This is a genomic window from Clostridium sp. C8-1-8, from assembly GCF_009928445.1.
Lineage (GTDB): Bacteria > Bacillota > Clostridia > Clostridiales > Clostridiaceae > Clostridium_AR.
Genome location: NZ_JAABNO010000043.1, coordinates 18,295 through 32,503 on the forward strand (window position 1 = coordinate 18,295; position 14,209 = coordinate 32,503).

Annotated in this window: 9 protein-coding genes; all 9 read left to right on the top strand. The window is 34.0% G+C overall.

Annotated features, from left to right (window positions below):
- Window positions 1-127: 127 nt before the first annotated feature.
- The 9 genes from GXK57_RS24720 to GXK57_RS24760 all read left to right on the top strand — a co-directional run bounded on the left by GXK57_RS24720 (window position 128) and on the right by GXK57_RS24760 (window position 14,110).
- The gene (locus GXK57_RS24720) at window positions 128-1,171 is read left to right on the top strand and encodes a L,D-transpeptidase (RefSeq protein WP_160680684.1); all 1,044 of its coding nucleotides are present in this window, start codon (window positions 128-130) and stop codon (window positions 1,169-1,171) included.
- 327 nt (window positions 1,172-1,498) lie between these two features.
- Entirely contained in the window at window positions 1,499-3,868 is a 2,370-nt protein-coding gene (locus tag GXK57_RS24725) for a hypothetical protein (protein ID WP_160680685.1), read from the top strand.
- Window positions 3,868-4,797 carry an ABC transporter ATP-binding protein gene (locus GXK57_RS24730; protein WP_160680686.1) on the top strand — a complete coding sequence of 310 codons (930 nt, stop codon included), beginning with the start codon at window positions 3,868-3,870 and terminating at the stop codon, window positions 4,795-4,797. The genes GXK57_RS24725 and GXK57_RS24730 overlap by 1 nt, the downstream gene beginning before the upstream one ends.
- A 2-nt stretch (window positions 4,798-4,799) precedes the next feature.
- Window positions 4,800-5,726, top strand: a complete 927-nt coding sequence (locus tag GXK57_RS24735) for an ABC transporter permease subunit (RefSeq protein WP_160680687.1) — start codon at window positions 4,800-4,802, stop codon at window positions 5,724-5,726.
- 17 nt (window positions 5,727-5,743) lie between these two features.
- Window positions 5,744-7,345, top strand: coding sequence for a hypothetical protein (locus GXK57_RS24740; protein WP_160680688.1), 1,602 nt, complete (start codon window positions 5,744-5,746; stop codon window positions 7,343-7,345).
- A gap of 206 nt (window positions 7,346-7,551) precedes the next feature.
- Complete coding sequence (locus tag GXK57_RS24745) at window positions 7,552-8,535, top strand: MoxR family ATPase (RefSeq protein ID WP_160680689.1); 984 nt, start codon at window positions 7,552-7,554, stop codon at window positions 8,533-8,535.
- A 12-nt stretch (window positions 8,536-8,547) separates the two neighbouring features.
- On the top strand, window positions 8,548-9,420 hold the full coding sequence (locus GXK57_RS24750) for a DUF58 domain-containing protein (protein ID WP_160680690.1): 873 nt from the start codon (window positions 8,548-8,550) through the stop codon (window positions 9,418-9,420).
- Window positions 9,417-11,216, top strand: coding sequence for a VWA domain-containing protein (locus GXK57_RS24755; protein ID WP_160680691.1), 1,800 nt, complete (start codon window positions 9,417-9,419; stop codon window positions 11,214-11,216). Before GXK57_RS24750 ends, GXK57_RS24755 begins: the two co-directional genes overlap by 4 nt.
- A gap of 29 nt (window positions 11,217-11,245) precedes the next feature.
- A complete protein-coding gene (locus GXK57_RS24760; RefSeq protein ID WP_160680692.1) occupies window positions 11,246-14,110 on the top strand; it encodes a VWA domain-containing protein in 2,865 nt (954 codons plus the stop codon).
- Window positions 14,111-14,209: the final 99 nt, after the last annotated feature.

Genomic DNA, 14,209 nt, shown 5'->3' on the forward strand with positions numbered 1-14,209 from the left:
AACTTAGGAAAAAAATTAAGAACTTTGGCTACGTATAATGGTATGATTACTATTTAATTTTAAAAGCGTACTTTAACAAGGTCAAAGATTTAAATTAATAATAGAATAGTTTCGGGGGGAATAGTCGTTGCTTTGGAAAAAGGTTATAATAATGGGAACGTTAGCAGCCTGCATAATAACAGGATCACTTTTTTATTATGGGAAAAGTGTACAAGCTAAAAAGGATAAGGATGAGTTCAATACTCTAAAGGAAAAGTATATAAATGAGCAGATTGATTATAAGACTTTAAATAGTGGAATAAGCGCTTTGGAAAAGTCAGGTTATAAAGCTGATGATAGTGAAAAAAAGAGCTTGGAAACTATAGAAGAGCAAAGAGATGAGCTCAAGAAGATAGATGAGAAGTTCGCAGGAAAAAATTATAACATGGTGCTTTCTTCTGTCACCAATCTGGAAAACAAAGCAGCTGATAATAGTATAAAGGTAAAAATTAAAGAACTTAAAGTAGCTATAAACGATGCTATATCTGATGATATAAATCAAGACATAAGTGATCAAAAATTTCAAGATGGGTTAAATATATTAGATCAAAACAAGCAGTATCTAGAGCAAAACTTTTTAGTTGCTAATAAGAAGCTTATTGAAGATGCTAAGAATAAAAAACAGCAGGAGGAAGACAATAGAAAGAAAGCTGAAGAAGATGTGAAAAAGCAATTAGGTCCAGCTGTAGCAGCATATCTCGATGGATATACTCCTAGCCCTGCAAAAGAAAGCGTGGTAAGCGGATACTCAAGCAGATCTAGTTTCCTTGTTTGGGTTGATCTTACCAATCAGAAGACAAATGTTTTTGTTGGAAGTAAGGGGAATTGGAAGCTAATAAGAGAAATTGATTGTTCTACTGGAGCACCTGGTAGTGATACTCCTAAGGGGATATATAAGGTATCAGGCCGTGGAGATTGGTTCTATAATGCAAGTATAAAAGAAGGTGCAAAGAACTGGGTTCAGTTTTTTGGAAATTATTTATTTCACTCTTTCCCAATGGATAAAAATAAAAATGTAACTGATTATACTTTAGGAAAGCCAGTCTCTCATGGATGTGTTAGATTAAGTTTAGAGAACTCTAAATGGATTTTTGACAATATACCCAATGGTACTACTGTATACATAAATTAGTTTTTTAAACTTAATTACATATTGTTTAATAATTATAGCCTCAATGCGATAAGGTACATTACTGATAAAGAGTTATTGCAAGATGAAAAAGGCTCTTTACTAAAGATAAAGTCATATATAAAAGCAGATTAATCTACTTTTGTGTATGACTTTTTATTATATATCCATTCATATCAAGAAATTCATTAAAATCTATTGTGGCACCTTGGTAATATTAAGAAATTTGTAAGAAAGTTGTAATAAAAAATGATGAATTACTATGGTATAATTGAGACAAATTTTAACTTGTTATGGAATAATAACTATTTATAAGAAAGTAGGGGGAATATGAGAAAAAATATAAGTAGATTGTTTATTCTTGTACTTGCATTAACGTTAGCTATCCCAGCATTTTTGCTAAAGGGAGAAGCTACTAAGGCAGTTACTAAGAAGAACATATCAGTAAAAACCACAGTTGGGTTCAATGATAAGTACAAGATAGGCTACTTTACAACCATGAATATGGACATAAAAAATGATTATAAGGATATTCAAGGGACGGTTGAGGTAAGGGTTCCAACCGCTCAAAATAAATATAACGTATACACAAAGAGCCTAAGTATGCAAAAAGGTTCGGAAAAAGTAATAGCTATAGATGTGCCTGTGAAGCAGGGATTTTTGAAATATCAAATAGTAATAAAAGATGGCAAGGATGAAGTATTTACTGATGAGGTTAAGGTTGGAAATACTACAAATCAAACAGTAAAATTTTTAGGAATATTAAGTGATGACTTTGACAGCTTAACTTATTTTAATAAAGTTCCAGCTGCTAAAGGTATTACTTTCTCTACAGAGCAGATTAAACTTGATGAAAAGAACTTTCCAGAAAACATACAAGTGCTTCAAGCTTTTGACGTAATAGTAATAAATAATTTTGATACTTCCAAGCTCTCAAAGGAAGCTTATGATAACTTAAAAAAGTGGGTCAACTTAGGTGGTACCTTAGTAATAGGTACAGGAACTAATTACAATAAGACTTTAGGAATATTTAAAGATGACTTTATAAAGGGAAAACCTGGACAGTTAACTAATATAAATACAAATCAGATATATAGTATTGCTACTAATGGAGATAATAAAAATTCTGTATCCTTAGAAGCTCTAGATATAAGCTTGGAAAACGGTATTCCTAATATACAAGAAGGAAGCTTTAAGTTGCTTCAAACTATTAAGATAGGTTCAGGAAGTGTGGGGGTTGCATCTTTTGATTTCGGACTTAAGCCTTTCACAGGATGGGCTAATAATAGTGCTTTTGAAGAAAAGGTACTTGATATGGTAAATGAGGACTTTTCTAAGAATTATAGAGATTCGGCATATATGGAACAATATTATACAATTGATCAGTTGTTAAGAGATCTAAATAATAGAGATGTCAATATCAATAATTTTGTTATAGTATTACTTATTTATATAGTTTTAGTTGCACCAGTAAGTTATATAATCCTTAAGAAGATGGATAAAAGAGAGTTTATGTGGATTACAGTTCCATGCATCTCTTTGGTATTTGGTATTATAATCTACTTTTTAGGAAGTGGCTCAAGACTAGCAGATGTGACTACTAATAACGCAAATATTATTACAGTAGAATCCACTGGAGTAGCCAACAAAAATACTTACTCAGGTATTTTTACTCCTAAAAAAATGATTGTTGAGGCTTCAGGTAAGAATGGAGAAAAATTAGATCCAATAGATAATCCTAATTATGGTGGAGATCAATCAAATATTCAGTTAAATGAAGTAGATACAATTGTGAAAGAAGATAAGGGAACTTTAGAATTTAGAAATAAAAGTGTTCTTACACCTAAGGTTTTAAAAATGCCTTCAATCAATGTAAACGTAGGGAAAATAGAAACTGACATAGTTCTAGATGGTTCAGATATAAAAGGAACTGTAAAAAATAATACTTCTTATAACTTTGATTATTGCTTTATAATTACTCCACACCAATACTATAAAGTGGGTACAGTTAAAAAAGGTGAGAGTATAAGCATACCTGCAAAGACTGGTACTTATGGTGGAAATATAGATGAACTAGTTTACAATACATCACTGGTTGGAAGACAGAGTAATGGCAGACAGAGTGCAGAAGATTCTTCTAACACACAATTACTAAGAGCAGCTTTTTCTGAGGGAAGTCAAAAATTCTCAGGCAATGTAACTGGTATAACAATAATAGGGATTTCCAAGGATACTGCATCTAAACCACTTTTAGTAAATGGAAAAGATACCTTAGTTAAGGACAGGACTGTAATAAAAGCACCAGTAAAAGTTAATTTTAAGAATGGCGATAATATTACTTACCCTGCAGGATACGTAGATTCGCAAATAGTTGGGGCCGTAGATAAATATGATGATTATAACCAGGTATTCTTTGGACCATCAACTCCAGAGGTGCTTTATATGATTGATAAATCTATGGTGGTAACAGACATAGATTTGAACCTTAATACTGTTAATGGTAAAGGCAGTGCTAACGTTTCTAGAGAAATATATAACTACAAAGAAGATAAGTATGAAAATCTATCCAAGGATAAGCTTAGTGGAGATGATATTGGAAAGTATGTTAATAAAAATAATGAAATGAAGTTAAGATTTAACCTAAGCAATTCACAACAGTGTGAAAGACCTGCAATATCAGTGAAGGGAAAGGTGAAATAATGCTAGAGATAAAGAATCTTTACAAGACATACGGTAACTTCCAAGCTGTAAGAGGGCTAAATCTAGAGATACCTAAGGGTGAGATCTTTGGATTTGTGGGGCCTAATGGAGCAGGTAAAACAACTACAATGAGGATAATATGTGGGCTTTTAGATGCCACATCCGGTAAGGTTTTTGTAGACGGTGTAGATGCGCTTAAGGATACTAGAATGCTGAAGAGTAAGATTGGTTATATGCCAGATTTCTTTGGTGTGTATGATGACCTTAAGGTTACAGAATACTTAGAGTTCTATGCTTCTATTTACAACATAAAGGGCGAGAAAAGTAAGAAGGTTTGCATGGATCTGTTAGAGTTAGTAGATCTTGTGGACAAAAAAGACTTTTATGTGGATAGTTTATCTAGAGGTATGAAGCAAAGGCTTTGTCTTGCTAGAAGCTTAGTTCACAACCCAGATTTACTGATTCTTGATGAACCTGCATCAGGTATGGATCCTAGGGCAAGAATAGAGATGAAGGAAATATTGAGAACTTTAAAGGGTATGGGAAAGACTATATTAGTTAGTTCCCATATACTTCCTGAGTTAGCTGAGTTGTGTACATCTATTGGTATAATAGAGAGAGGTCAAGTAGTTGTGAGTGGGACCGTAGAAGAAATAATGAAGAAGATATATCATACTCAGACTATTAGAATAAAGGTTATTGAGAAAGCTGAAGAGGCCCTAAGAATATTAAAAGAATATCCTGACTTAGAAAACATAAATCCTGTGGGTAACAATTTAATAGAGGCATCCTTTAAAGGGGATGAACAGTATATGAGTGAACTTTTGGCAAGACTTATAAATAGCAAAATTCCTGTGGTATCTTTTAATCAGCTTGATGGAAATCTTGAGGATATTTTTATGAAAGTAACTGCAACTGTGGAGGATTAATAATGAAGATGAGTATTAATAAAAGCAATCTTAGAATAAATCCAGTGTTACTTAAAGAATTAAGAGTAAAGATGAGAGGATGGAAAGCTCCCATATTAATTGGAATATACAATTTGGTATTAGTCCTTCTAACAATACTTTTCTTAAAAGTACTTATAGGGCAGAGATCAATGAATGCTGAAAGTATATTTACTACCTATTGCCTTATGGCGGTTGCTCAGTTTGGACTTATCAGTTTAATAGCACCTGCTTTGACAGCAGGTTCTATATCTGGAGAGAGAGAAAAGCAGACTTTGGATATATTACTTTCAACAACGTTGAAGCACAGATCAATTATACTAGGTAAATTAGCTGCATCCTTAAGTCATATAATACTTTTAGTTTTGAGCTCTATACCAGTATTTTCAATAATATTTATGTTTGGTGGCATAGGCATGAGTGAACTGCTTCAGACATTTTTATTCTATATAGTTCTAGCAATAACCTTAGGAAGCATAGGACTTTTCTTTTCAACCTTTATTAAGAAGAGTACTGCAGCGAATGTACTTTCTTATGCTACTATAGTATTTTTATTTATAGGAACAATTATAATAACTGTATTTTATATTCAGTTAGTTATACAGCCAAAGTTAGTAAGTGGATCCTATAACAATACCTTTTGGCTTATGTACTTGAACCCTGCAGCGTCCTTTGTTTCACTTTTGGTAAATCAATTTGGAGAAAGTGGTAGATCCATTCTTCCCGGGCTATATATATCTGGTGGGAGTGCCCCTATTTGGATGATTAATATAGTAGTAGACTTGATACTCTCAGGGGTTCTTCTTACAGCTTGTGCATATAAATTAAACCCTGTAAGAAAAAAGTTTTCTATAGACAAAAAATATGATGAACTTCATGGTGAGGAAGAAAAGACAGAAAATCATAAATAAGTATAGGAGGGAATGCATTGGAAAGTCCATATAAAGAGCTTATAGCTAGGTTAAAAAAGGTAAAGGCAAGAATTTTTATAAAGAGTTTTTTTAGAAACATAGGCATTGGACTTATTGTATCAACGGTGCTTAGTATTGCTGTAGCCCTAATATCGAGATTTACTCCTATATACGGGGTGTACTTTATATGGTTTCCTTGGCTATATATTATAGGTTTTATCATAGCTTTAGCTGCAACTATAATAATGTCTCCTAAGCTGTCAGAAGTAAGTAAGATAGTTGATTCCTTTGGTTTGGAGGAAAGAGTATCTACTGCTATGGAGTTAATGGAACAGGATAATGTATATAAAAACATTCAAGCAGAGGATGCTTTAGATAAGTTCAGTAAGCTTGATTATAAAAATCACGTAAGGCTTATTCCATCTAAGAAGCTTTCTCTCATATTACTGGCTGTTGTTATAGTATTATCTTCAACCTTCTTGATTCCAGATACGCTTATGGACGAAGCAAACAGACTTCATGCATTAAATGTAGAGAAGAAGGAAGAAGTGAAAAAGGTTGAGCAAGCTAAAAAGGAGATAAACGAAAATAAAAAGCTTACGGAGCAAGAGAAAAAAGAGCTTGTGGCTAAGGTTAATGAACTTAAAAAGGACTTAGCTTTAGCTAAAACTAATAAGGAAATAGATAAGGCTAAAGAAAAGCTGTCTAAGAAGCTGGATATGGATAAAAATAAGCAATTGGACAAGGATTTAGAAAAGATGGCTGAAGGTTTAAAGCAAAATGAGGCTACTAAAAAATTGGCCGAAGCTATTAAAGAAAATGACTCAAAAAAGCTGGATAGTGAACTAGATAAATTAAAAAAAGATGCTAAAACTATGGATAGTAAGCAAAAAGAAGCTTTGAAGAATAGCCTATCAAGCACTTCTTCTTCTATGAGTAGTGGAGATATGAAGAGCAGTTTAGATGAACTTTCTGATGCACTATCATCAGGAGATGAGGCATCTATAAATAAATCTATTGACTCTGTTAAGGGTTCATTAAGCAAAGCTAATGGACAGAAAAATAAGAATCAAGCCTTAGCTTCCTTACAAAAACAATTAGATCAAGAACAGCAGTTAGCTGAGGCAAATGATCAAAATGCTCAGGCTCAAACCAATGGATCAGGTAACGGTAATGGTCAAGGAGCAGGTCAAGGAAATGGTCAAGGCTCGGGTTCTGGAGCAGGTCAGGGAAATGTATCAGGTTCTGGTTCTGGTGGAAGCAACGCAGGCAGTGGAACCTCAAATGGTTCAAATACGGTTAGCCCATACTCTAATGGAAGTGGTATAGGAAATAAGCAACCAGGAAGTTCTAAGGAGAAAGAATATGAAAAAGTGTTTACACCAAGTAGACTTGGGGGAGAAGGTAAGACTTCATCTCTTAATGGAAAGAGTGGAAACAGCGGAAGTAGCGAAAGTGAAATCACAGACAAGGCTAATGCAACCGTAGGAGAGTTAAAACCTTATGATCAAGTAGTAGGAGAATATAGTAAAGAAGCTATGGACAATATGGAGAACTATCAGATCCCAGATGGGATGACTGAAATTATAAAAGGATACTTTTCTTCTTTACAGCAGTAGGTCGTATATGTAAATATGTATCCTTTCAATCCGAAAGCTATTATTAAATTATCCTCTGGTTTGTGAGAGGATAATTTAATAATATAAACTTTAGTATGAAGTGATACATCTATATAGTGTGTTATCATAGGTCTTTATAAAATATTAGTTTTGCAATTGATAATTATATATATTGGAAAAGATTTGAAAATAGTGAGGAGAAGAATATGAGTATAAATGAGGAAAGTGTTAGAAGTATAGTCACTAAGATTGAAGAAGTAGAAAATGAAATAGGAAAGGCTATAATAGGTCAAAAAGATATAGTAAGGCAAGTGCTTATAGCAATATTTACTGGTGGTAATGTACTTCTAGAAGGATCTCCGGGACTTGGAAAGACTCAGCTTGTAAAGACTTTATCAAGAGTACTAGAGTTACCATTTTCAAGAATACAGTTTACACCAGATCTTATGCCTGCAGATGTAGTAGGAACTAATATCATAATAAAAGATGATAAAGGGCAAAGTGCTTTTCAATTTCAAAAGGGTCCTATATTCTCAAACTTAGTTTTAGCAGATGAAATAAATAGAGCAACACCTAAGACCCAGTCTGCGCTTCTTGAAGCAATGCAGGAGCATACAGTTACGGTTGGAAGTTCAACCTACAATCTTTCAGAGCCTTTCATGGTTCTAGCTACTCAAAATCCAATAGAAAATGAAGGTACCTATCCACTTCCTGAAGCACAGTTAGATAGATTTCTTTTTAAGCTTAATGTACCTTTTCCAAATCTTGAAGAGCTTAAGAGCATAATAGGTGTAACAATAAACAATGAGGCTAAAGAATTAAGTAAGGTTATGGATGGTGCAGAAATATTAGAGATAAGGAAGCTTTTAAAGGAAATACCCATTTCTAAAGCCGTTGAAGAATATGCTCTTAAGATTATTCTTGCAACTCACCCTGACTATGAAGCAGCACCAGAAATATCGAAAAAGTATATAAGGTATGGAGCTAGTCCTAGAGCTGCACAGGCTATAATATCAACCTCTAGAGTGAAAGCTGTTATGGAGGGAAGATTTAATGTATCCTTCGAGGATATAAAGTACGTAGCATATCCAGCCTTAAGACATCGTTTCTTTATGAATTTTGATGCAGTTGCAGACGGAGTAACAGCAGAAGATATTATTTCACAAATATTAGAAAGTCAATTAGATTAAGGATGTGTTTACATGAGTAATAAGGTGTTTGATGGAGAGTTCTTTAAGAATCTTGAAAACATATCTTTAAAGGCTAGAATGACTATAAATAACGGGGCTGCTGGTGGACGAAGGTCAAAGGCAAAGGGAAGCTCTGTTGAGTTTTCTGACTTTAGGGAATACACACCAGGAGATGACTTTAGAAGAATAGATTGGAATGCTTATGGAAGGTTTGAAAAACTATTTTTAAAGTTATTTATGGAAGAGCGAGAAGCCTATATTAATATATTTTTAGATTGTAGTAAGTCAATGGCTGTTGGAGAAGGAGATAAAGCAAAAATGGCCCAAAGGCTATCTGCGGTATTTACCTACCTGGCATTGAATAACCTTGATAGAGTATGCATAAACACTATGACGAGCAAGGGAATAACACCGTCTTCATCCTTCATGGGTAAAGGTACCTTTCAGCAAGCCTTAAGTTTTATAGAAAATGCTAATTTTAATGGAAGTACTAATCTTTGGGATAGCATAAAAAAGAAACAATTAAAGTCAAGGGCTGTAGCAATTGTAATATCTGACTTTTTTACTGAAGGTTCTATAGAAGGGTTGATAAAATATCTTGCCTTTAACAAACAGCAAATAGTATTTATTCAAGTACTTAATAAGGATGAAATAAGCCCCGAAATAGATGGACAAGTTAGGCTTATTGATAGTGAGACAAAGGAAGAAATAAACATAACTATTACTCCTAAGATGATGAAAGCCTATGAAATTAAGCTTAAAGCGCTAACTAATGGCATGAAGGAGCAGCTAAAAAGATATGGGGGAAGTTTTGTTCAAGTATCCTCTGAGGAAGAACTTCAAAAGGTTATATTTGAAAAACTAAGCAAGGAGGGAATCATATGAAGCTTTATTCACCAATGTCTTTATGGTTCCTTCTTCTTATACCTCTATTAATTCTTATGTATATATTAAAGCAGAAGTATGAGGAAAAGGAGATTCCTAGCCTTTTTTTATGGCAACAGGTTTTAGCAGAGACAGAGGCTTCTACGCCTTTCGAGAAATTTAGAAATAATTTATTGTTTTTTTTACAGCTTCTAATACTACTACTATGTATTTTTGCCTTAGCTAGCCCCTTTATAAAACTAGGAAATAAGAATTTCGAAAATGTTATTATTGTCATGGACAACAGTGGAAGCATGAATGCTTTAGGAGATAAGAATAGTAGATTAGAAGAGGCAGAGAAGAAGGCAGAGGATATGGTTAAGTCGCTATCGCCTGATAGTAGAATTACCTTAATTTCCTCAGGTAAAAGCAATAAGGTAGAGATAAGCAGCTCTACTGATAAGAAAGAAGTAATAAACAAGATAAAGAATATAAAGCAGAGCAATAGTGCTGGTGATATAAATGACACATATTCTCTTGTAAAATCTATAAGTAATAGTTACGACAGTTATAAGGTTGTTTATTACACCGATTCAGATGTTAATTTAAAGGACTTAAATGGTGAGGTTGTTAGTCTTTCTATACCTAGAGAAAATGTAAGCTTAGATTATATGTCTCAGGCTAAAGATAAGGATTATTTAAATGTGATGGTCAGGGTTACCAATCATGGGAAGGATACTACTTCTGAGCTTCTTCTATATGGAGAAGAGAAGCTTTTAGATATAAAAAATGTAGATATAAAAGCTGGTGAAACCAAGACAGTATACTTTGACAAGGTTCAAACAAAGGATAGATTTTTGAAATGTGAATTGTCACAGAAGGATGGGCTTGACGCGGATAATGATATCTACTCTATAGTAAAGCAAAAGAATGGAGCAAAGGTGCTTTTATCTTCAAATCAAAATGTATTTTTAGAGAAGGCGCTTTCTACAATAAAGGATGTGGAATTATTCAAGACAAATCCAGGTGAAGCAATAGAAGGAGATTACGATTTGTATATATTCGATGGTAAGCTTCCAAGTACACTGCCAAAGAAGGGAAATATACTTATTGTTAACCCTGATCGCAGTAATGAGTATTTTAATCTTTCTGCTGAGAAAGATGGTGGAAAGGCAGAAATCTTATCTCATGTGGTGACTAAGTATATGGATAAGAGTAGTTTTGTAATATCTAAGGTTAAAAATATAGATGTTCCTTCTTGGGGATCAGTTATTATGAAAGCTGCTGGAAGCAATGTTGCCTTTTGCGGGGAAATTAAAGGACAAAAAATAAGTACAATAGCTTTCGATCTTCACAATAGTGATATGCCTTTGACACCTGAGTTTCCTATATTTATAAACAATCTTATGTCTTACTTATTAGATAGAGATACGGTATCAGGGACTCAGTATTACACTGGAGATAGTATAGAGATAGTACCTCAACCTGAAGCTGAGAAGATATGGATAAGTACACCGGATAATGAAAAGGTTGAGCTTGGCACAAAATATCCCTTAAAGCCTTTTGACGGTGCATACAATCCAGGTGTCTATGAAGTCCATCAGAAGATAGGTAAGAATGAACAAACTAAGTTAATTGCAGTGAACTTTCCAACCTCAGAAAGTGATACTTTTAAGAAAGTTGCTTCAAAGAGTGTTGGGAAAGGTAGTAGTGAAGTTTCTAAAAGTGGAATGAGTTTGTCAAACATTTTACTAGCTTTAGCTGTAATTATTTTATTGATTGAATGGTACGCTTACGTAAGAATTCATGGTAAATAATATAGCTACAGAGAGTGAGGAGGTTGATCATGGGATTTAATTTTGTAAGGCCATATCTTCTAATTATTATTCCAGTTATTATAGGCATAATAATATTCTTATCTAGATATGCAGTAAGGTTAAACAAGTCAAAGAAGAAAAGGGCGGTAATCTTAAGGTGTATTGTTGTAGTGTTAATAATGCTTTCTATGAGCGGTACTAGTTTCTATTGGAAACTTAATACTAATACTACTATATTTTTAATTGATAATTCAGATTCAGTAGCTTCAAACAGAAGTGATTTTGAGAATTTTGTAAAAGATGCAATAAAAGAAAAAGGTGGAAAGGACCAGGTTGGGGTGCTTTCTTTTGGTGGCAATACTCAAGTAGAGAACTTTATATCCAAGGATTCAACCTTCTCTAAGCTTGATGGAAAAGTTGATGGTAATTACACCAATATAGAAGGAGCGGTGACCTCTGCAATCTCTCTTTTTCCTGATAACTCTAATAAGAGAATAGTGCTGCTTTCTGATGGAGATGAAAATGAGGGTAACTTAAGCAAGATAATGCCCTCTTTAAAGCAGCAAGGCATTGATTTTCAATACTATAAGAAACAACAGGATAGTTCAGAAGAGGTAGCTGTACAAAGCCTATCTGTTCCAGAAAAGTTAGTGCTTGATGAAGAGTTTAACGTTACAGTTAGTATACAAAGTACCGCAGATACGGATGCAAAGTTGTCTCTTTTCAATGGTAGAGAAAAGGTTGGAGAGCAAAAGGTTCATCTTACAAAGGGCACCAATAAGTATGTGTTTAAGGATAAAGCTACTAGCGGGGGATTTAAAGGTTATAAAGTAACTGTTGAAGCTGACAAGGATAAGGAGCTAAAAAATAATGAAGCATCCGCTTTTACTATGGTTACTTCAAAACCTAAGATTCTTATTATAGAGGGCGGAGAGAATGAGGGCAGTGAGCTTACAAAGATGCTACAAGCCTCATCCTTAGACTACACTGTGGTTAGTGCTAAGGGGGCCCCTAGAAGTCTTCAAGAGATGACTACATATAAAAGTATAATTACTTGCAATGTATCAGCAGATGATTTAAACGAAGGCTTTATGAACTCATTAGATAGTTATGTAAAAGATTTTGGTGGTGGATTTGTTGCTACAGGTGGAGATAACTCCTTTGCTCTAGGGGGGTACGCTAAAACTTCTTTAGAGAAAGTCTTACCAGTATATATGGATATGAGAGGGAAGAAAGAAATACCTAAGATGTCCATTATGCTTATAATAGATAAGTCAGGAAGTATGACTGAAGGTGTAGCAGGAGTAAGCAAGATAGATATGGCAAAGGAAGCTGCTATAAGAAGTTTGGATTCTCTGAGAACTGGAAAAGATGAGATAGGTGTTTTAGCCTTTGATGATCAGTATAGTTGGGCTGTAAAACGTAGTATTATAAGTGATCCAAAGAAAACAGAGGATGATATTGGAAGCATAAGAGCCGGCGGGGGAACTAGTATAATCCCAGCACTTGAGGCGGGATATAATTCATTAAAGGCTAGTGATGCTAAAATAAAGCATATTATACTGCTTACAGATGGGCAAGCCGAGAACAGTGGATATGATAGTTTATTAGGTAGTATAAACAAAGATAACATAACAGTTTCTACAGTAGCAGTAGGTAAGGATGCGGATAAAAACTTACTTAAGTCAATAGCAGATACTTGTGGTGGAAGAGCTTATGTTACTGACGAGTACACCAATATACCTAGAATATTCTCTAAAGAAACCTTCATGGCTGCTAGGATGTATCTAAATAATAAAGAGTTTACACCTAAGGTAAATACAGACCACAGTATAATAAGTGGGGTAGCTGATGGAGGTCTTCCATCACTACTAGGCTATGTGGGAGCTTCTCAGAAAGAGACAGCAAGAATGATATTAAAAAGCGATGAAGATGACCCAATACTTACAGCTTGGCAGTATGGACTTGGAAAGGCTGTTGCATGGAATTCAGATATTTCTGGTAAGTGGAGTGCTAACTATATAGGATGGTCTAAAGACATAAAACTATGGCAAAACATAATAAATTTTACTATCGAGAACTATAACAATGAAGATTTGTCTATGGAAGTAACTAATGACGGAAATAGTACAAAAGTGGTACTTAAGGATAAGAAAAATCAAGGGGAAGTGGATTCAACTGCAACGGTAGTTGGGCCAGATGGAGAAAGTAAGGATATAAAGCTATATCCAACAGCACCAGGTGAGTATACTGGCAATTTTCAAACAAAAGAAGATGGTGTGTACATGATAAGTGGGAAGCAGAGTAAGAGCGGAGAAACTATAAGCTCTGTAAATTCTGGGTATGCAAGGCAGTATTCTCCTGAATATAAGATAAAAGAGAGTACAGACAAGATAGATAAGCTAATATCTGAAAACGGAGGAAGGTTTATAAAGTCTCCGAAAGATGTATTTGCTAATGATATCTTAAGAAAGAAGGGCCAACGAGATTTAAGTGCTCTTTTATTGGCGCTAGCATTAATAATACTAATGCTGGATATAGCATTTAGACGTCTAAATCTAAAGTTGAGTAGGATTAAGCTTTTAAAGGAAGCATTAGTCAAATCTTTAGAAAAATATAAAGGAGAAAATGATAAAAAGAAAAAAGTATCACAAAGTAAAGTTAAGAAAAGTAAATTACAAGGTAAAGATAATGGCGATAATATAGTGGATACAATTGAAATTAAGAAAGAGGATATCAAGGAAAATTACAAAAGTGAGTTCGAGAACTTTGAGACTTCAGCTGACAAGAATAAAAAAGAAGAAGTAAAAGGTCAAAGGCAGGAAGCAAAGGAGGAGAATTCAAATATGTTGAATACCTCAGAACTTCTTAAGAAAAAGAAATTTAAAAAGTAGGCTCTGTTAAAATACAGTGTTGAAATTAAGTGGTCAGTCATCCAATGCTTAGATGAGCTTGCGCAAAGAATTAATATGATTTTGTCATATTCCATGGCT